Annotated in this window: 19 protein-coding genes; 6 read left to right on the top strand and 13 right to left on the bottom strand. The window is 61.0% G+C overall.

The genetic code is table 11. The annotated features are described in order from the left end of the window. Positions 1–70: 70 nt before the first annotated feature. Both hemN and HDE76_RS16965 read right to left on the bottom strand, forming a co-directional pair. Positions 71–1,441 (bottom strand): oxygen-independent coproporphyrinogen III oxidase, encoded by a 1,371-nt coding sequence (hemN, locus tag HDE76_RS16970; RefSeq protein ID WP_179478944.1) that lies wholly within the window; start codon positions 1,439–1,441, stop codon positions 71–73. Positions 1,442–1,600: 159 nt separating this feature from the next. Next, positions 1,601–2,482 (bottom strand): universal stress protein, encoded by an 882-nt coding sequence (locus HDE76_RS16965; RefSeq protein WP_179478942.1) that lies wholly within the window; start codon positions 2,480–2,482, stop codon positions 1,601–1,603. A gap of 284 nt (positions 2,483–2,766) precedes the next feature. On the opposite strand from HDE76_RS16965, the gene HDE76_RS16960 reads away from it, so the two are divergent. From HDE76_RS16960 to cydX, 5 genes are read left to right on the top strand one after another with little or no spacing between them, the layout of a single operon-like run. Further along, complete coding sequence (locus tag HDE76_RS16960; protein ID WP_179478941.1) at positions 2,767–3,384, top strand: OmpW family outer membrane protein; 618 nt, start codon at positions 2,767–2,769, stop codon at positions 3,382–3,384. 8 nt (positions 3,385–3,392) lie between these two features. Further along, positions 3,393–3,611 carry a cytochrome oxidase putative small subunit CydP gene (gene cydP / locus HDE76_RS16955; RefSeq protein ID WP_179478939.1) on the top strand — a complete coding sequence of 73 codons (219 nt, stop codon included), beginning with the start codon at positions 3,393–3,395 and terminating at the stop codon, positions 3,609–3,611. After that, positions 3,608–5,209, top strand: coding sequence for a cytochrome ubiquinol oxidase subunit I (locus tag HDE76_RS16950; protein ID WP_184509242.1), 1,602 nt, complete (start codon positions 3,608–3,610; stop codon positions 5,207–5,209). Before cydP ends, HDE76_RS16950 begins: the two co-directional genes overlap by 4 nt. Positions 5,210–5,219: 10 nt before the next feature. Beyond that, on the top strand, positions 5,220–6,350 hold the full coding sequence (cydB, locus tag HDE76_RS16945; RefSeq protein WP_184509240.1) for a cytochrome d ubiquinol oxidase subunit II: 1,131 nt from the start codon (positions 5,220–5,222) through the stop codon (positions 6,348–6,350). Between the two features lie 12 nt (positions 6,351–6,362). After that, complete coding sequence (gene cydX / locus HDE76_RS16940) at positions 6,363–6,503, top strand: cytochrome bd-I oxidase subunit CydX (protein ID WP_184509238.1); 141 nt, start codon at positions 6,363–6,365, stop codon at positions 6,501–6,503. Between the two features lie 276 nt (positions 6,504–6,779). Here the strand turns inward: cydX and HDE76_RS16935 are convergent, their stop codons facing one another. The 11 genes from HDE76_RS16935 to HDE76_RS16885 form a co-directional block, all read right to left on the bottom strand. Continuing rightward, positions 6,780–7,214 (bottom strand): universal stress protein, encoded by a 435-nt coding sequence (locus HDE76_RS16935; protein WP_179478931.1) that lies wholly within the window; start codon positions 7,212–7,214, stop codon positions 6,780–6,782. A gap of 101 nt (positions 7,215–7,315) precedes the next feature. Further along, positions 7,316–7,528 (bottom strand): universal stress protein, encoded by a 213-nt coding sequence (locus tag HDE76_RS16930; protein WP_184509236.1) that lies wholly within the window; start codon positions 7,526–7,528, stop codon positions 7,316–7,318. A 72-nt stretch (positions 7,529–7,600) separates the two neighbouring features. Next, positions 7,601–8,179, bottom strand: coding sequence for a GNAT family N-acetyltransferase (locus HDE76_RS16925; RefSeq protein ID WP_184509234.1), 579 nt, complete (start codon positions 8,177–8,179; stop codon positions 7,601–7,603). 120 nt (positions 8,180–8,299) lie between these two features. Then, the gene (gene fnr / locus HDE76_RS16920; protein WP_184509232.1) at positions 8,300–9,070 is read right to left on the bottom strand and encodes a fumarate/nitrate reduction transcriptional regulator Fnr; all 771 of its coding nucleotides are present in this window, start codon (positions 9,068–9,070) and stop codon (positions 8,300–8,302) included. Positions 9,071–9,484: 414 nt separating this feature from the next. Continuing rightward, positions 9,485–11,875, bottom strand: a complete 2,391-nt coding sequence (locus tag HDE76_RS16915; protein ID WP_184509230.1) for a TonB-dependent siderophore receptor — start codon at positions 11,873–11,875, stop codon at positions 9,485–9,487. A 102-nt stretch (positions 11,876–11,977) separates the two neighbouring features. Then, positions 11,978–13,009, bottom strand: a complete 1,032-nt coding sequence (locus HDE76_RS16910; protein WP_184509228.1) for a FecR domain-containing protein — start codon at positions 13,007–13,009, stop codon at positions 11,978–11,980. Further along, positions 13,009–13,548, bottom strand: coding sequence for an RNA polymerase sigma factor (locus HDE76_RS16905; RefSeq protein ID WP_184509336.1), 540 nt, complete (start codon positions 13,546–13,548; stop codon positions 13,009–13,011). The genes HDE76_RS16910 and HDE76_RS16905 overlap by 1 nt, the downstream gene beginning before the upstream one ends. A gap of 20 nt (positions 13,549–13,568) precedes the next feature. Next, the gene (locus HDE76_RS16900; RefSeq protein ID WP_184509226.1) at positions 13,569–14,723 is read right to left on the bottom strand and encodes a DUF535 family protein; all 1,155 of its coding nucleotides are present in this window, start codon (positions 14,721–14,723) and stop codon (positions 13,569–13,571) included. A gap of 453 nt (positions 14,724–15,176) precedes the next feature. Then, complete coding sequence (locus HDE76_RS16895; RefSeq protein ID WP_184509224.1) at positions 15,177–15,563, bottom strand: PAS domain-containing protein; 387 nt, start codon at positions 15,561–15,563, stop codon at positions 15,177–15,179. Between the two features lie 326 nt (positions 15,564–15,889). Further along, the gene (locus tag HDE76_RS16890) at positions 15,890–16,036 is read right to left on the bottom strand and encodes a hypothetical protein (RefSeq protein WP_179478916.1); all 147 of its coding nucleotides are present in this window, start codon (positions 16,034–16,036) and stop codon (positions 15,890–15,892) included. A 137-nt stretch (positions 16,037–16,173) separates the two neighbouring features. Beyond that, the gene (locus tag HDE76_RS16885; protein WP_184509222.1) at positions 16,174–16,914 is read right to left on the bottom strand and encodes a glucose 1-dehydrogenase; all 741 of its coding nucleotides are present in this window, start codon (positions 16,912–16,914) and stop codon (positions 16,174–16,176) included. A 108-nt stretch (positions 16,915–17,022) separates the two neighbouring features. Here HDE76_RS16885 and HDE76_RS16880 point away from each other — a divergent pair, with 108 nt between their 5' ends. After that, entirely contained in the window at positions 17,023–17,913 is an 891-nt protein-coding gene (locus HDE76_RS16880; RefSeq protein ID WP_184509220.1) for a LysR family transcriptional regulator, read from the top strand. Positions 17,914–18,001: the final 88 nt, after the last annotated feature.

The following is an 18,001-nucleotide window of genomic DNA, read 5'->3' as shown; positions in this document are numbered from 1 at the left end:
GGAGAGACCATGAACAGAATATTAGGATTCGATAACCGGCAATGACCCAGCGGGATCTCGGAATTCTACGTCACTCATAACTGGTGTAGGCATCGAAACACGCGGCGACGTTCTTGACGAGGAGGCGGCCGCGCGGGGTGAGGGCGATGCGGTCGGTGCTCAGGGTGACCAAGCCGTCCTGCGCATAGCGCGTCAGGCGGCGCAATTCGTCGGCGAAGTAGTTGTCGAAGTCGATGTCGTAGGTTCGGCCGATGTCCTCACGATCCAGCTCGCCGTGGCACATCAGGCGTCCGATCACGTCCCGGCGCAGCACATCGTCCGAGGTGAGAATAACGCCACGATTGACGGCCAGGTCGCCCGCTTCGATGGCGCGGTAATAGTCGATGAGCTGGCGATGGTTCTGGCTGTATGTTCCGTCGATGCGGCTGATGGCGCTGACGCCAACGCCGAGAATGTCGCAGTTGGCGCAGGTCGAGTAGCCCTGAAAGTTGCGTTGCAGCGTGCCGGCGAGCTGGGCGACGACCAGGTCGTCATCCCCGCGCGCGAAATGATCCATGCCGATATAGAAATAACCGGCGGCGGACAGTTTCTCCAGGGCCACGCCGAATAGTTGCAAACGCTGTGCGGCGTCGGGCAGATCTTCGGCGCGAATCTGTTTTTGTGCCTTAAACAGCGCCGGCAGATGGGCGTAGCCATAGACGGCGATCCGAGTGGGCTGAAGTCCCACGACTTTTTCCAGCGTCGCAGAAAAGCTTTCCGGCGTCTGATGCGGCAGCCCGTAGATAAGATCCACGTTGATCGAGCGGAATTGGGCCCGCTGCGCGGCCTGGATGACCTCGTGCGATTTTTCGATGGAGTGGACGCGGTTGATGGCGCTCTGCACGGCCGGATCGAAGTCCTGAATCCCGATCGAGATTCGATTGAATCCCAGGCGGGCCAGTCCCCGCACATAGTCGGCGTCGCAAAACCGCGGATCGATCTCTATCCCGAATTCTCTCGAATCCGGCGCGGCGAAAGTGAAGTTGTCCTCCAGCGCATGCATCAGCCGCTCGAGCCGGGCAAGATCGAGAAAATTGGGCGTGCCTCCGCCCAGGTGCAGCTGTATCAATGGGCGATCCCGGTCGAAGCAGGGCGCGAGCCGTTCGATTTCCCACAGCAGGGCGCGCAGATAGCGATCGGCCACGGCGGGATTTCGACCGATTACATGCATGCAGCCGCAGTAGAAGCAGGGGCTGAAACAGAACGGCACGTGCACGTACAGCGACAGCGGCCGCGGAATGGGATTTTCGTTGGAGGCGCGTATCGCCTCGATGAGCGCGGCGTTGCCGAAATCTTCGCAAAAATGGGGCGCCGTCGGGTAGCTCGTGTACCGCGGGGCGGCGGTGTCGTAAAAAGACAACAACGAGGCATCGAACGTCGGTTCTAGAGTGGGCGTGTTCATCGGTAAAGTCTCGTCGGCGCGCTTCGAATAGGTATTGATCTACATCAAGAGACGGCGCGCTTGATCCGCTGAACTCGTCGGTCGAATACGGGAACAGGAGCTTGGTGAACCGAGCGTCCGAGTTTCATTTTGTCGACACGCCACCGATGAATGGCCGGATCAATGTCGCATGAACAACGGAATGTCGGCATGCTCCATCGCGTGTCGCGTCACGCCGCCCAGAATGCGTTCGCGCAATGGTGAGTGGCTGTAGGCGCCGAGGACCAGCAAGTCGCTTCTTACATGACGTGCGGAGCTGAGCAATGATTCTCCCGATGCGTCTCCGGCCACTTCGACGGGAATCACGGTGACACCATCCTGAGCCAGGTACTGGTACGGATCGAAGTGCGGGAAATCGTCCCGTTCGTCGGTCGAGCTCAACGTGCCGTCCAGCAGGTAGACCTGGTGCGCCTGTGCCAGCAGCGGCCGCGCTGCGTGGATGGCACGTGTCGCCGACAGGCTGTTGTTCCACCCGATGGCGATACGTTCGAACCGGGCCGAGTCGTGGTAGTTCGGTGGCAGCAAGAGGCAGGGAAGGCGACAGGTGATCAGCAGGTTGCTCAGTATGCTGCGCACCTTTTCGACGTTGCTCATATCGCTTTCCAGCACGACGAGGTCGTGCCATGAGCCCAGCCAGTGCAGCCTTCGGGCAATCTGCGTGCGCAGAATCGTCCAATGTGTATCGATGGCGTTGTGTCTGCGGGCGAAGGCGGCGAATTCGCGGCCGTTGGGCGAGTCGATAGCATTGCCGATGCCACCGAGCGGCTGCGCAAAGGGCGACATGCTCGCATCGCCCATCACCGTCGTGACGATCTCCGGATCGAAGTAGGCGCCGGTCAGCGACGTGCCAAAGCGCGCGGCGAGACGAGCGGCCACCATGGCGGACGAACCCCATGCGGCGCCTGCCGTTATCAGGGCGAGAATATCGCCGACCGTGCGCGCAGGCATGTCGCGGGCGGGCAAAACAACGTTTGCAAGAGGGTTCTGCGCAGAAAGATTCATCGGTGTTCTCCTGGAGAGATCGTCAGCGCGCAAGTCCTTCTGGCTGTGGCCGACGCGTCGATAAGACAGCATCGGCGCCATGGACGTCGCGCTTATGTTTTACGCGCGCTGGTGCCGGCGACCTTTGATCGAAATCAATAACGAAGCACGCATCCTTCGCCGATCGGATATCGCCTAACGCACGGCAAATTGATCTCGCTCAACATGGGCGGTGCGCCCACTTCCTATATTGCGTTGCATGCCGGCGACATCGGCAACGGCTTTCAAAAAAAGGAACGCAAGCAATGAAGACGCAATGGAAACAGCTGGCGCTGGGCGTATTGGCCTGCGCGATAGCGGTCAACAGTTCGGCACAGGATGCCGATACCCCATGGGTACTGCGGTTCGGTGCGCACATCGTCGATCCGACCTCGAACAACGGCTATCTGGCCGGCGCCAAGACCAGCATCAGCAGCAGCACGCGGCCCACCTTCAGCATCGAATACATGCTTACGCCGCAGTGGGGTTTCGAAGCGCTCGCTGCGCTGCCGTTTCAGCACACGCTGCGCCTGAACGGACAGCGTGCGGCGACGGTCAAGCAGCTGCCGCCGGTGCTGGGCGTCAATTACCACTTTCTGGCGGGCTCGGCGGTATCGCCGTTCGTCGGGCTCGGCGTCAACTACACACATTTCTACGACGCGAACGGCGTGGGCCCGCTGTTCGGCGCGCACGTGGTGGCGAAGGATAGCTGGGGTACCGCGGCGCACGGCGGTGTCGACTTTCGCCTGAGCGAACGCTGGATACTTACCGCCGACGTTCGCTGGATGGACATCCGGAGTAAGGTGCGAGTCAACGGTGCGCACGTAGGCACGGCGAAGATCGATCCACTCGTTTACGGACTCAGCGTCGGCTGGCGTTTCTAGGAGGCACGATGGCGTCGCCCTTCTTTCCGCGCAAACCGGCTTCCAGGCGATGGGCGTCGCGCCTGACGCTCGAGCTGATCGTCATCGTCATCGTCAAGATCGCGGCGCTGTCCCTGCTCTGGTGGGTCGCCTTTGCGCCTTACCCGAAACCCGCTCGCGGTCATGACGCCATCGAGCGACTGCTGGCACCCACGGCCACCCCTTCGATTCACGAGAGCACACCATGATTGTCGATACCGAGGTTGTCACCCTGTCGCGCATGCAATTTGCGATGACCGCGCTCTATCACTTCTTGTTCGTGCCGCTGACGCTGGGGCTGGTCTGGATGCTGGCCGTGATGGAGAGCATCCACGTCATGACCGGCCGGACGATATGGCGCCGCATGACCCAGTTCTGGGGCGTGCTGTTCGGCATCAACTTCGCCATGGGCGTGGCCACCGGCGTCACCATGGAATTCCAGTTCGGCACGAACTGGGCGTACTACGCACAGTATGTCGGCGACGTTTTCGGCACACCGCTGGCGATCGAGGGACTGATGGCGTTCTTCCTCGAGGGAACGCTGGTCGGGCTGTTCTATTTCGGCTGGGATCGCATCTCGCCACTGAAGCACATGTTCGTGACGTGGTTCCTGGCGCTGGCCACCAGCCTGTCGGCGCTATGGATCTTGATCGCCAACGGATGGATGCAGCATCCGGTAGGGGCGAAGTTCAACGCCCAGACCATGCGCATGGAAGTCACGTCTTTCAGCGACGTGTTTTTCAATCCTGTCGCCCAGGCCAAATTCGTCCATACCGTGAGCGCGGGTTATGTGCTCGGCGCGATGTTCGTGCTGTCGATCAGCGCGTGGTATCTGCTGCGCGGTCGCAACGTGGATATCGCCAAGCGCTCGATGACGGTGGCGGCGAGCTTCGGTCTCGCGGCGGCGCTGTCGGTGGTGGTGCTGGGCGATACGTCAGGCTATACGGTGTCGCAGAACCAGAAGATGAAGCTCGCCGCGATCGAGGCGATGTGGCATACCGAGCCGGCGCCGGCGCCGTTCACGCTGTTCGGCATGCCTGACGTGCAGCAACGCACGACCCATATGGCCATCCAGATCCCGTGGGCGATGGGTCTGATCGGTACGCACTCCACCGACGAGACGATGCCCGGCATCGCCGAGCTGGTGGATACGGCCAAGGGGCGCATCGGCGAGGGCGTGAAGGCCTATGACGCAATGCTGGTGCTGCGTCGGGACAAGTCCAACGTGCAGGCTCAGGCCACGCTGGCCGCGCACGATCAGGATATGGGCTATGCGTTGCTGCTCAAGCGCTATGTCGACGATCCGCGCAAGGCCACGCCGGCGGATATCCAGAAGGCCGCCGACAGCACGATCCCGAATGTGCCGGTGCTGTTCTGGTCGTTTCGCCTGATGGTGGCCTGCGGCATGTATTTCATCGCGCTGTTCGCCTTCGCCTTCTGGAAAGCCAGCAAGCGCGAGCTGACCAGGCATCGCTGGTTTCTGAAGGTGGCGCTGTGGAGTCTGCCGCTGCCGTGGCTCGCCATCGAGCTGGGCTGGATCGTGGCCGAGTACGGCCGCCAGCCGTGGGCGATCGAGGGGGTGTTGCCGACGGCGCTGGGCGTGTCGTCGCTGAGTGCTCACCAGGTCTGGGGATCGCTGATCGGCTTCATCGTTTTCTACAGCGCGCTGGCCATCGTCGACGTCGTACTGATGCTGAAGTTCATCCGCAAAGGCCCCGACGGGCTCGAGCTTTGGCCGGCGAGCATCGAGCCGGCACCGATCGAGCCGAACCCGGCACCATTCACCCCTGTTCCGCTGAAGTCCTGAGGACGATCACATGTTCACTTACGAGGTTCTGCGGATTATCTGGTGGCTGCTGCTCGGCGTGCTGCTCGCCGGCTTTGCCATCATGGACGGCTTCGATTTCGGGCTGGCCGCGCTGCTGCCTGTGCTGGGCCGCAATGACGAGGAACGCCGCGTGCTGCTGGAAACCATCGAGCCGACGTGGGAGGGGAACCAGGTCTGGTTCATTCTCGGCGGCGGCGCGGTGTTTGCCGCGTGGCCGCTGCTGTATGCGGTGTCCTTTTCCGGCATGTACGAGGCGATTCTGCTCGTGCTGCTGGCGTTTATCGTGCGGCCGGTCGGCTTCAATTTCCGCAACAAGATGCCCGGCCGGGTGTGGCGGAATATCTGGGACGGTGGTCTGACGGTGTCCGGGCTGGTGGTGATGCTGATCTGCGGCGTGGCGTTCGGCAATCTCTTTCTCGGCCTGCCGTTCCGCTTCGACGACGACCTGCGCATGAGCTGGGAGGGTGGCTTCTTCAACCTGCTGCAGCCGTTTGCGATCCTGTGCGGGCTGGTCAGTATCGTACTGCTGCTGATGCACGGCGCGAGCTGGGCGTCGTTGAAGAGCGATCCGCAGATCGCACGGCGCGCTTCGCGAATCGCGCAAGCGTGTTCGGTCGCTTTTATCGCGCTGTATGGTTTGGCGGGGGTGTACCTGTTGCATGGCGTAACGGCTTACCGTCTGGTCGGCGCGATCTCGTCCGGCGGCGTATCCAATCCCCTGCTCAAGGATGTCGCCCGCGGCGGCAACTGGCTGGCGAGCTATGCCGAGCACCCGGCATTCTGGCTCGCTCCTGCGCTAGCTCTGCTCGGCGCTCTGGTGGTGGTGGCATTGAATCGTCACTCCCCGCGCATCACGTTTTTCTTCAGTGGCCTTACGGTGGGTGCCACGATCTTTTCGGCGGGCTTCGCGCTGTTTCCCTTCCTGATGCCGTCCAGTCTGGATCCACGATCGAGCCTGACCGTCTGGGATGCCTCGTCCAGCCGAGGCACGCTGGGGCTGATGCTGGGCGCGACCGCGGTCTTCATGCCGATCATCCTGCTCTACACCGGCTGGGTTTACCGCGTGCTGCGCGGGCGCGTCACGCTGGAACACATTCGCCGCACTCACACCGGTTATTAGGAGGTAAGTCTCATGTGGTATTTCGCCTGGATTCTCGGCCTCGGCCTGGCCTGCGCATTCGCGGTACTCAACGGCATGTGGTACGAAGTGCATGCAAGCGACGAAGCCGCTCGCTTGCCCACGGATACCGAGTTGCCGGATGAGCTGAGTTGAGTGGGGCGTGGTGGCCTCGCGGTCGCAAGCAAGCGGTCGAGAGGTCGCCACGGATTACGCGTTAAAGCGGCTACCTACGATCGGCAGATCGATGCGCCTCGACGCATCGATCCAGAGGGCCGCGGCGATTATCGATCGATCGGCCGGATGGTGATGTCTGGCATAGTCTCGAACAAGGACGTGGAAGGCTTCGCCGGTTTCCTGCACATAGCACGACAAGTTTGTTCAGCGTCTTCCGTCCTGCCTACCCGCGGGAACGAATGTGGGGTGGGTCAGTTAGCGACAGACCATCACGGGCAATGGCGTGTTGAGAATCACCTTCTGCGTTTCGCTGCCCAGCAGCAGCCGATCAAGCCCGCGCTTGCCATGCGAGCCCATCACGATGAGGTCGCAGTGTTCGGCCTCGGCGGTGGCCAAAATGGCGGTGTGGGTCCGTTTTTCGAGCCGGTAGCTGGATGCGCAGGGCACGCCGGCTTCTTCCGCGAGTTTGACAATATCCGACAGGCTGCGCGTCGCATAGGCGATGGTCTGACTGCTGTAAAAGTCCTGATCGACATAGATGTCCGTGACGAAAATGGCATCTTCGTACGGCGCGGCGACATGAAAGGCATACACGCCGATACCGAGTCGCTTGGCCAGATCGATTGCCACTTTTGCGGCGCGAAGAGAGACCTCTGAACCATCGGTGGCGATAAGGATTCGGGAAAACATCGGTGTACTCCTTTGGGGAAAATCGGTAGACGATCGGGGTGGTTCAATCTCGCGGCGCGTTATCTGCAGTCGTCCGTTCGAATCGAGACCAGCGCACGCATTCAGTGCTGCAAAAAGATCGGCAGCGTGGAGCGGGCCAAGACATGTCGCGTGGCCCCGCCGTCAATGCGCTCGCGCATGCGCGAGTGGCTGTAGGCACCCATCACCAGCAGGCTTGCGTTGTTGTCCTGTGCTTCCCGAATCAACGCCCGACCGGCGGCGAGATGGTCACCGACCGCCACCGCCCGGCTCCATGGCTCAGCACGTCCATCCATGCCGTAACGCAGGCACGGCAGGGCGATTCCGCAGGGAGCCGATGCCGAGGCGATAGCGGAAAGCTCATGGCATCAGGCTCCGACGAGGTCGATCGAGTGAATCACCTGCGTGCCGTCGTCGGGGTCGGTGCACCGCGAAAAGCCGAGTCGATGGGTGAAGTGGTGCATGGTGTCGTTCGACGCGGCATCGAGGGAAATCATCCTGCGATATCCATGGCGCAGCGCCATGCCCATCGCCCGACGCATCAGAATCGTTCCCAGGCCGCGACGCTGCCAGTCGTCGGCAACGCTGATCGCGCATTCGCCGGTGTCCGGTTCGGACGTGGCACCGTAGCGGCTGATACCGATTTCGCGCAGCGTGCCGTCGTCATGCACCAACGCGACAAACGCGGCCGATCGATCGCCGTCGACGGTCATCATCTGATCGACAAGTGCCGGGCTAGGTTCGCGAAACTCGCTGAGAAAGCGCGCCCTGCGCGAATCGGGCGAGAGCCGACGGATGAATTCGATCTCGCGCGCGCGATCTTCCTGGCGCAATTGACGAATAAGCACATAGCTTCCGTCGTGCAGCCGTTCGACCCAGTGATCGTCGGGTACGACGGGAAACTCGTGCGGCGCGGCGGTCTGTTCGCGTATCGTGGAAGACGACATGGGCATACTCCGGTTCATCGAGTCGAAACCAGAGATGCGCTCTGGTCTTTCCCGGATTACCGTTCTACCCGCTCTACCGATCGCTTCATTGACCCAGATCAATCAAAAAAGCGATATCTCCTATCGCCGTGTCGGTTCTTTTTTGCCGCTGTCCTGGGTGCCGCACATGGCCGCGAGCAAGTCGGGCTTGAGGATGGAAACGGTCTTGCGACTCACCGCCAGCACGCCGGCGGCCTCCATCCGGGTAAACAGTCGGCTCACCGTTTCGACCACCAGGCCGAGATAATTGGCGATGTCGTAGCGCGACATCGTCAGCGTCAATGTCACGGTGTCGCGCGACAGGCGGCCATAGCGTTCCGAGAGGCTGCGCAGAAAAATGGCCAGGCGTTCCTGCGCCTGCTGGCGCCCCATCATCACCAGATGGCGCTGCTCGGCGACCACCTCCCGGCTGACCACGCGCATCAGCTGGCGCTGCAGCGACGGCACCTCGGTCATCACCTGCTGCAGCTGTGTGTACGGCAGCTCGCAGACGCTGGTGCGCTCCAAGGCTTCGGCGGCACAAAGATGATGATCGTTCGCCAGGGCGTCGACCCCGATCAATTCGCCGGGCAAATGAAAGCCCAGTATCTGGGCGTCGCCCTCGTCGCTTTCCACCACGGTCTTGAGCGAGCCCGATCGCACGACGTAAAGCGAGTGAAACGCATCGCCCTGGCGATACAGATGGTCGCCACGTTCGAGCACCCGCTTATCGCGCACCGCCGTGTCCAGGCGTTCCAGATCGGCCTGATTGATTCCCGCCGGCAGGCACAGTTCACTGAGTGCGCAGTGGCCGCAGCTGCGCTTGAGCTGATGCAGATCGATCGGATCAAAAGGCAGGGCGCTGCGTTTCATGGCCCGTTCTGCGGCATGTGTGTGATCCAAGGATCGGAAAAGCAGATCCACCATAGCACCGACACCTTCCGCTGTAAGGTTGTGACGATCGGAGGGGTGGAATTGCGCGCCAGGGACAGACGCGAGTGTTCAACCGGCTCGAATCGGCAGGCCGAGGCTAACCGACTGCCGCGACTCCCGAGTTGATCAGGATCAAATAGCGCATGGGAAATGCGGCGTCTATCCAGAAAGAATGGCGCGCTGCCTGTCGCCTAGGGTCGCGTCTGAGCAGCCATTCTTTTCCGCCTGGCCCGACAAGCTCTCAGAGCCTATCTCGAACCGCAACGCCTAGAAATAAAGAAAGTCCGAGCTGATTCGTCGGACACAGGGGGCGGAGCCGACGCGATCGCACCCATCGGAGACTGTTTTGAGCGCTCATAAATCGTAAGCGCCGGACAACAAAAAGATCCGCCTGTCGTGCAGCGGCACAAACGTTTCGTCAAAATTATCGCTGAGCAAGTTCCGGCCGAACAGGTTCTTCACGCCCAGCGTCATGCTCCAGCTTTTAGCGCGGTATGACACATTGGCATCGACGCTGGCCTGACCATGTATGTCGAAATAAGTGCCGTCGTCCGTTGTTTGGCCAACGCTGCGACTGCGTGCCAGGATGCCTCCAGCGATCCCCCACCCTTGCAGCGCGCCGCTAGGGAACCAGTAGCTGGCCCATAGGTTGAAATGCTGCCGGGGAACGCCTGTCGGCGTTGTGCCGTCGTGATTGCTGATGCGCGAATTGGTATAGCTCGTCGTGATGTTCAGACCGGGGGCGACTCGGCCAGTGAGTTCGATCTCCATACCGTTGTTCGTCTGACCTGGGCCTGGCGTATAAAAATACGGGGGCTGTGCAGACTGCAGGTCGTAGCTGCTATCTACCATGATGCGATACCACGAAACGGTCAGGCGCGCGCGATCCTGAAAAAGATCGAACTTGCTGCCCGCTTCGATCTGGCGTGATAGCGCGGGCGCAAGCGGGCGGCCATTCTTACCCAGCCAAGTATCAGGCTGGAATCCATTCGTGGTATTGCCATAGAGGGCCATATCGGGGGTGATCTTGTAGACCAATCCGGCGCTAGGTACCCATTGCGTCTTGTGCAGATTCCATGGATTGCCATTGACGTCGTCAGTCGAGAGTTCGTAAGCCGAGCGCCGCCATGCCAACAGGACGTCCCAAGACTCGCCTACCGCGATCTGGTCCTGCAGAAATACGCCATTGGTGGCCGACCACGGGCTCCCGGGTACGTAGATGTCATTGGCTGGCTGAATGACGGATCGAGCAGGTGGCAGCGGGGCGCCAGTGAAGATGTTGTAAGGCACGCCGAGGATATTGTTGAAAATATCCTCGCTATTACCGATCAGTGAACGCGAGTAGTCGAACCCGGCGACCACGGTATGAGTCAACGGCCCCTGCCTGAAAGTGGCGGTGATGTCGTTCTGCAGCGTGTAATACGCATTGGAGTATCGATACACTTCCGCTCTCGCGTCCACGTTACCGGTAGATGTGGGATTGCTCACGGTCCAGTCTTGCTGGTCGGTTGACTGCCTTACGTATTGCCCACGGCTGCGGAACGTCCATACGTCACCGAGCTTTTGTTCGAGCATGTAATAGAACCGGCTCGTCTGGTAAGTGGAATGGTCGCTCGGGTTGCCGAGAAGGATCCCGGCCGGCGAGGCGGAGGAAACAGAGCCGTTCAACAGAATGGTGTGATCGGGAATGGGCAGCCGATTGAGGATGCGTTCGACGCCGACGGTAAGTTTCGTCGTCGCGCCCTGCCAGCCGATCGAGGGCGCGAGGTAACTGCTGCGCTGGCCGTGATATCCCTGGGGCGTGCGATCGGCATATTCGTCGGACAACACCAGCCGGTAAGTCAGCGTATGGCCGCTGCCCAGCGGACCGGCCAGGTCGATGCCCGCCTGCATGTCGCCGTATTCTCCGATGCTGTAGCTGAACTCGTGTACCGGGTCGGCCTGTGGCTTTTTCATGAGCACATTGATCAGGCCGCCAAAGTCGTTGTTGCCGATGGAGTCGCCCAGGATGGCCTCGGGCCCCTTCAGCACTTCCACCCGTTCCACGCCGATCAACGGTGGAAAATCACCTAGTGCCGTGATGCTGTTGGGCATCCCGTCTGTCATGCCATTGCCGGGATTGAAGCCACGTATCTGGAAATTCGGCAAGCTGTCGGTGCCGTCGATGTATTGCACACCCGCAACATTGCGAACCGCGTCAGCCACCGTACGGATCTGCTGCGAATCCATGAGGTCGCGCGTGACGACACTGACCGATTGCGGCACATCGATCAGATCGGAGTCGGTGCGCGTGGCACTTCTGGTGGTGTCGACCATGTAGCCAGGGCCTGGCTCGACGATGCCCTCGGCATCGACAGGAGCGAGCAGCTTGGCATGGGCGACACTCGGGCTAATGGAAGCTGCGCCGGCCCGGGTCGGGGCGGGTTCGGCGGGTTTCACGACCACGGTTCCCGAATCAATGAATGAGTAGCTCAATCCGGTGCCTTGCAGCAGCCTGGCGAGTGCAGCATCCGGAGTGAATGTTCCGCTCGCGCCGCCGGAGCGAAAGCTCGCGATCGTTCCGCCAGCAGTCAGCACCTGGACGTTGGCCTGCTTGCCAAACATGATCAGCGCGGTAGGAAGTGGTTGCGGCGGTATGGTGAAATCCATGCGGGGGGTTGCCGCTGCCGCGGGTGCCGGCGTCGCCAGCGCAGCAAACGGCGCCGACAGCCAGCCGCAGACAAGCAGCAGCGCAACCCGGTTCATGGCAATCGCTTTCCCCCAAAGCGACAAGTCTGACATGCGTCAGGAAAATGGCCCAGGCGCCTTTGGCAAACGCCTTGGGCATCCGGGGCTCTTAGCTTTGGATCACTGCTTCGCTGGCGATGGCGGTTTCTGTCCGGGCTCGGCATCGGAGAGGGTTACCTGACTAGTATCCTCGCTGACGCGCAGGGGAAAGACCTGCGGCAGCGCACTCAGCCAGCTGTCGATGGCTCCTGTCTTGATGTTGCCGGTAAAGGTCAGTGCCTTCAGATCCGCATCTGCAATATGTATAGGGCGCGCGCTGTAGCGATTGACGTTGGCGATCACCACGCCGAGCGGCTCGTCGATGAATTCCAGCCGGTCGCTGCGCCAGGCGGTGGCCTGCTCGGGTGTGATTTTGCCGATGCTCATGGCCGACGTGGCCGGATCGTAAGACACCAGCTCGCCGGCGCCGGCTTCGAGACTGCCGGTGTCCGTCGAGCCCACGACACCGGCGTTGTTTGCAATCTGCACGCGGCCCTGGGTTACCGCAATGCTCACGCGCTGTCCGGTGCGGCGTACGTCAAAGGCCGTGCCGACATCGCGGATGAACAGAGTGCCCGCGTTGACGATGAAAGGGCGCTGTGCATCGTGCTTCACCTGGAAAAATGCCTCGCCGCCACCCAGCTCGACGCGGCGCTCACCGTGGCTGAAGCGGGTAGTCAGCGTGGAGGCGCCCCCCAGGGCGACGGTCGAGCCATCCGGCAATGTGACGCTGCGGTTCTGTGCTATCGCGCTGCTGTAGACCTGCGGCACTGCCTGTGCTCCAGACCGGCTCCATCCCACGTAGCTACCGACCAGCACCAGCACGGCGGCAGCGGCGGCAGCCAGCGGCAGCCAGCGGCGTGGCGAGGCCGCAGGCGGCACAGCAACCGGGCGTGCAAACTCGCGCATAAACTGCTGCCGCGTGAGGTCATCGAGCGAACCCAGCCGATCGCCGAGTTCGGTCACTTGTTCGAAAGCCTCGAGATGGCGATCGTCGGCACCGATCCACTCCAGCCAATGCTCCACCGTTCTTGCGGCCTCGCTCGGATCGCGCAGGCGCGTCCACCAATCGGCGGCGGCGTGCAGGGTTTTTTCGTCCATGCGCTTGTCCATCACGGCATCTCCGGTTCGTTGACCCGCGCCCGGCAGTGCGCCAGTGCGTTGGTGACGTGATAACGCACCATGCGCTCACTCAGCTTCATGGCTTGCGCGATGACGCTGAAGTCGCGCCCCTCGATGACATGCATGACGAAAGCCTGACTGGTTTTCGCCGGCAGCTCGCGCAGCGCATTGCGCAAATGGCGCCACTGTTCGACGGTCGAAGCGAGTCGCTCGGGAACGGGGGCGAGGTGCAGATCTTCTTGTGGCGGTTCGGTGACCATGTCGTTTCGCATCTTGTCGTTTCTTACCTTGCGCATGCGCAGCCGGTCGACCGCCAGATTTGCCGCGATCCGAAACAGGTAGGCGCGCAACGAGTCCAGCCGTTCGGGATGTTCCAGCGTGAGCATGCGCACGTAGGCTTCCTGTGCGAGTTCTTGCGCATCCGACAGCGAGTTGAGTCGACACTGCAGAAAGGCGATCAGGGCACGGTTGTGCTCGCGGAACAGCTCGGCGACCTGAGCCGCGTGTGCAGGCGACTTCGCCGCATTGATGTCGGCATCAACCGCTTTATCTAGCGTGTCCACGAAACTTCCAGGCCGTCATGTTGAAATGACCGGGCCGATTCTAACTCTTCAACCAAGGGCGCCATGTCCCTTCTCGGGGGGTAGGCTGCGAGCGCATCGATCAACAACTGCTCCGCTTCGAGGCGTATCGCCTCGCGCCGACGGAAGGCGGATCGATGTTTGCTAGGGACGTCTGCTTCGGATTTACGGCTCAAGGTTTCGGGCAGCATGAACCAACCATGCCCGACATTGCAGCCTTTCTGCTCCAACCAGAACTCGTCGTAGTCGGCCTGGAATCTGTCACGCGCCCGGCGCAACGGATGCGCCATGTTGCTTACCGCCAAAATGCGTTCGATGCCAAAGCGCTGCGCGAACGCATACGCGAGGGAAAGCATCAACTGCTTCGGCCGCATGCCGTACATATTCTTGGTCAGGTCACGGACTATGTCTTTGCCGTTCTGGCCTTCCGGACCCTGCAGGCAACCGATCGCGATCGTCGGCCGATCGTCAATCACAGTAAGGATAAGGCGATAGATCGGAAAATCATCGGCATCGCTGAGTTGCAGGCAAAGTTCACCTTCGCAGCCCCGGTGGATCGGCGGTCGCAGGCAAAGCTTGAGCTGCGTGCCGTCCTTCAACGTCACATTGCCGAGCGTCGCATTTCCATAAACGTAGATCGCTTCGAACAACGTTTTCGGTAATCGAGCGAGCGCGAAGCGGTAATGTTGCTGAACACTCCGCAAGCGCGCGGATCGACTCCACTGCAGATGAATATAGCGATGAAAATGGCGTTCCAGCAGGCGAGGGTCGCGGCGCTGGTACGCGCACATCGGTGGATTGCCATACACAAACGATAAATACCGAACATGTCGCCACGGCATGCCGATGGCGCGAACGATGTATTTGACCGCCATTTTGCGGCGCAATCGCGGCTCGCCGGCCCAGTCAGCGCGTCCATTGAATGAGCGCAGGAAGTTCGTCACATGTTCGAGGCCAAAGCCAGGCCGATGCGCACGGAGCCGGGCAGCCACGCCTTTGAGCCTGTCAATGATCGCCCCGAGGCCATCACCCGATGTATATCCCACAGCACCCATATCGGCCGACCACAAGGAGGCGACTGCGTCGATGGACTCGGATACAACGTGGTTGTTCTGTTTGCTCACGGCTTTCGATCTACTTATTTGCTGCGATCTCCTGAAGACGTTTGGGGGGCGGAAAATTGAAATGAGCGAAGAGAATTGATTTTCATGCCGCTCAGGCATTGCGTCGCGCTTCCCCGCCGCGGCGGCACCTGTTTTATTTCCCAGCTTTCACCCCGCTATACGACGCCCCCCAGCTTTGGGTAGCGCGCTGGCAAAACCTATGGCGCCAGTGTGCGCGGCTCCTGTGACGTGCTGTCCCTGACATACCGGGCCGTCGTCGATGACATACGTGAAATGCGCGTCCTGTAAGCATCGCTCGCGGATGACGGCGCTCGCCAGTTTGCTGAATCTTTGGATGTTGGGCAGGTCGACGGGTTGTGCGTTCCCCGTAATCGTCGCTAAACCCCAAGCCCTTGGATCCGCCTTTGATCGTTCAAGCGGCCGTTGTTAGGTATGCGGCGAAGCAGCGATGCCTCAGAGCACCTGATGAAACAGCACCATGCCGCCGTCTTGCTGACCGTCGTCTCTGAAAATGGGGCATGCATAACAAATGATCAAAATGGTCGATCCATCGGGACGCCTGACGCGCAGTCGGTCGCCCACGACTGTTTCGCCGGAAAGAACCGCTCTGGCCAAGGGCAAATCCGTCGAAGGGTAGGGACGACCGTCCTCGGTAAATATTCCGTGGTGAAGGCTGTAGTCGTCTGGGTCTGCACCTAGAGCCACCCGGCCGAGCAGGGTATTCGCACTGGAGTTTCCAAAGACAATGCGACCGTGCCTATCTGCTAAAACGACGCCCTGCGTGAAGTCATATAGCCCGGCATAGTCACCTTTTCTCACCAAATGTAAGGCCTCGGGCAACGAGCTGTGTTGTCCAGGTGGCATCGCTAAACGGGGTCCTTCGGCGATAGAGATATCTATTTCGGCCGAAAGTAATGGATTTGAATTAAGGCCGATGGCGCTTTATCGGCAAAATCTCATCGCCAGTTTTGCCCAAGGAACAAAGCAAAAATCCCGCCCTCAACGCTGATATATGTCGCTTGCAACGCTTCAGTTAAGGTCTGCCGGTGAGCCCAGGAATGGACAGAACGCCATAGTCCGTGCGTTTTGGTACTCCATAGCCTGTGCAATCCTTTTGGGTCAATACGTTATCTATCCGGATAGGGATGATCGAACAAATGGTGTTGCTACAGCAGCGTCAGCGTACGGCCGAGCTGAAGGGCTGTATGCATCCGCCATTGGACGGTGGTCAGGACGTGCGCGCTCGCCTTCATGAATGAGGCGTTGTCGGAGGTCACGTCGAGGCAGCGGGTTTCCGCAGCGAACGTGATCATGACGGAGCTCGCGAGCATCGGCGAAAAGTCCGGCCGGAGGCGCGTCCCAAAGCAGATGTCGATGCCTGGGCGTCGGCGATCGGCGACATGCTGGGCGCGTATCTCGACCGGCTCGCGGCGATGCCATATAAACCGCGCTAGAACACCATCCCGCCCGCGACGTCGATCGTGCAGCCGGTGATCCAGCCGGCATCATCGGAGACGACGTAGGAAACCGCGGCGGCGATATCGCCCGGCTGACCGACTCGTCCCAACGGTGTTTTCGATACCAGGAACGCTGCCATGTCCTTCGACGACTCTGCGTTTCCTTCGGTCGCGACGAATCCCGGCGCGATCCCCACGACGCGAATGTTGCGCGGACCGAGTTCCATGCCGAGCGTGCGCGTCAGCGTATCCACGGCGCCTTTGGTCGCGCAGTAGACGTGCACCATCGGGTACGGACTCTTCGCGAGCCCCGAGCTGATATTGACGATGACCCCGCCCGCCGGCAGCACCCGCGCAGCCGCTTGCGTGGTCAGCAGCAAGCCGCGCACGTTGAGATGAAAGTGTTCGTCGAAGCTATCGGCCGACAGCGTGTCGAGCGAATCGATCTTGTAGACGCCCGCGTTGTTGACGAGGATATCGAGGTGGCCGAACGCGTGGAGGGCGGCGTCGATCAGCGGCTGGATCTCGGCGGGCGTCGCGATATTCGCCTTCACTGCGACGGCTTTGCCGCCCGCGCCGACGATTTTATCGACGACGATCTGCGCGTCTTCGGCGCTGCGCGAATAGTTCACGACGACGGCTGCGCCATCGGCGGCGAGGCGCAGTGCGATGCCTGCGCCAATGCCCTTCGACGATCCGGTGACGAGGGCGACTTTGCCTGACAGCTTGCTCATGGTGGGTGCTCCTGGGAAGTGGGCGGCACATGATAGGCTGCGGGATTGCAAAGATTAACGTAGGTTTTCGGGATGCAGAATGAAGCGAAGCTTCATAATGACCCCAGAATGTCCGACCTGCTTCCGGCGATTTCCGCCTTCGCGCGGGTCGCGCATCACGGGAGTTTTACGCGTGCGGCGACGGAACTGGGCGTATCGCCGTCGGCACTCTCGCAGACCTTGCGGACGCTTGAATCCCGACTCGGCGCGCGTCTGCTCGACCGCTCGACGCGGCGGATGGGTCTAACCGAAATCGGCCGACGTTTCCTGCAGGAAGCGCTGCCGGGGCTGGGTGCGCTGGCGGGGGCTATCGAAGGCGTGAATGAGTGGCGCGACAAACCGACGGGCCTGTTGCGCCTGAACCTGTCGCGCACTGCCGCCGATATCCTCGTGATGCCGCATCTGGTCGCGTTCCTTGAGACGTTCCCGGATATCACCGTTGAGCTGCACTGCGATAATGCGCTGGTCGAACTGGTGGGTGGGGGGTTCGATGCCGGCATCCGGCTTGGCGAAAATCTGGCGCAGGACGTTGTGGCGGTGCCTCTTGGCGGCCATCACACCATCGTGACTGTCGCGGCGCCGCGCTATCTCGAGGGTAGCCCGCTGCCACGCAAGCCCGAGGATCTGCGCGCGCACCGGTGCATCAACGTCCGTCTGGCGGGCGGTATATATCGGTGGGAATTCATGCACAAAGGGCGCGCTTTCGATATCGAAGTACCGGGTCCGATCGTGACCAATGACGGCGATATTCTGCTTGCCGCAGTGCGCGCCGGCGCTGGCATTGCGTGTGCGTTCGAGATACAGGTTCGCGACGACATTGAAGGCGGCCTCCTCGTTCCGCTGCTGAAACCCTGGTGGCCGACGTTTCCGGGGTTTTATCTCTACTATCCGAGCCGCGTGCATGTACCGCGCAAGCTGCGCGTCTTCATCGAGTTCTTCCAGGGTCGGCTCAATGGCTGACTGACTGGCCGGCGGGCCGAAGCGACTTATATTCCCTTTCAAACAACTTGTATGCCTATCGATCGCTATCAAAGTGCTGCGGTGTAAA

It is taken from the genome of Rhodanobacter sp. ANJX3, from assembly GCF_014200755.1.
Lineage (GTDB): Bacteria > Pseudomonadota > Gammaproteobacteria > Xanthomonadales > Rhodanobacteraceae > Rhodanobacter.
Note: the sequence above shows the minus strand (reverse complement) of the source record. Positions and strands in the feature narration are given on the sequence as shown.

Excerpts from the sequence above, each read along its gene's own strand:
- hemN (WP_179478944.1), bottom strand. The coding sequence starts at position 1,441 with ATGAACACGCCCACTCTAGAACCGACGTTCGATGCCTCGTTGTTGTCT.
- HDE76_RS16965 (WP_179478942.1), bottom strand. The coding sequence starts at position 2,482 with ATGAATCTTTCTGCGCAGAACCCTCTTGCAAACGTTGTTTTGCCCGCC.
- HDE76_RS16960 (WP_179478941.1), top strand. The coding sequence starts at position 2,767 with ATGAAGACGCAATGGAAACAGCTGGCGCTGGGCGTATTGGCCTGCGCG.
- cydP (WP_179478939.1), top strand. The coding sequence starts at position 3,393 with ATGGCGTCGCCCTTCTTTCCGCGCAAACCGGCTTCCAGGCGATGGGCG.
- HDE76_RS16950 (WP_184509242.1), top strand. The coding sequence starts at position 3,608 with ATGATTGTCGATACCGAGGTTGTCACCCTGTCGCGCATGCAATTTGCG.
- cydB (WP_184509240.1), top strand. The coding sequence starts at position 5,220 with ATGTTCACTTACGAGGTTCTGCGGATTATCTGGTGGCTGCTGCTCGGC.
- cydX (WP_184509238.1), top strand. The coding sequence starts at position 6,363 with ATGTGGTATTTCGCCTGGATTCTCGGCCTCGGCCTGGCCTGCGCATTC.
- HDE76_RS16935 (WP_179478931.1), bottom strand. The coding sequence starts at position 7,214 with ATGTTTTCCCGAATCCTTATCGCCACCGATGGTTCAGAGGTCTCTCTT.
- HDE76_RS16930 (WP_184509236.1), bottom strand. The coding sequence starts at position 7,528 with ATGGATGGACGTGCTGAGCCATGGAGCCGGGCGGTGGCGGTCGGTGAC.
- HDE76_RS16925 (WP_184509234.1), bottom strand. The coding sequence starts at position 8,179 with ATGTCGTCTTCCACGATACGCGAACAGACCGCCGCGCCGCACGAGTTT.
- fnr (WP_184509232.1), bottom strand. The coding sequence starts at position 9,070 with ATGAAACGCAGCGCCCTGCCTTTTGATCCGATCGATCTGCATCAGCTC.
- HDE76_RS16915 (WP_184509230.1), bottom strand. The coding sequence starts at position 11,875 with ATGAACCGGGTTGCGCTGCTGCTTGTCTGCGGCTGGCTGTCGGCGCCG.
- HDE76_RS16910 (WP_184509228.1), bottom strand. The coding sequence starts at position 13,009 with ATGGACAAGCGCATGGACGAAAAAACCCTGCACGCCGCCGCCGATTGG.
- HDE76_RS16890 (WP_179478916.1), bottom strand. The coding sequence starts at position 16,036 with ATGATCACGTTCGCTGCGGAAACCCGCTGCCTCGACGTGACCTCCGAC.
- HDE76_RS16885 (WP_184509222.1), bottom strand. The coding sequence starts at position 16,914 with ATGAGCAAGCTGTCAGGCAAAGTCGCCCTCGTCACCGGATCGTCGAAG.
- HDE76_RS16880 (WP_184509220.1), top strand. The coding sequence starts at position 17,023 with ATGTCCGACCTGCTTCCGGCGATTTCCGCCTTCGCGCGGGTCGCGCAT.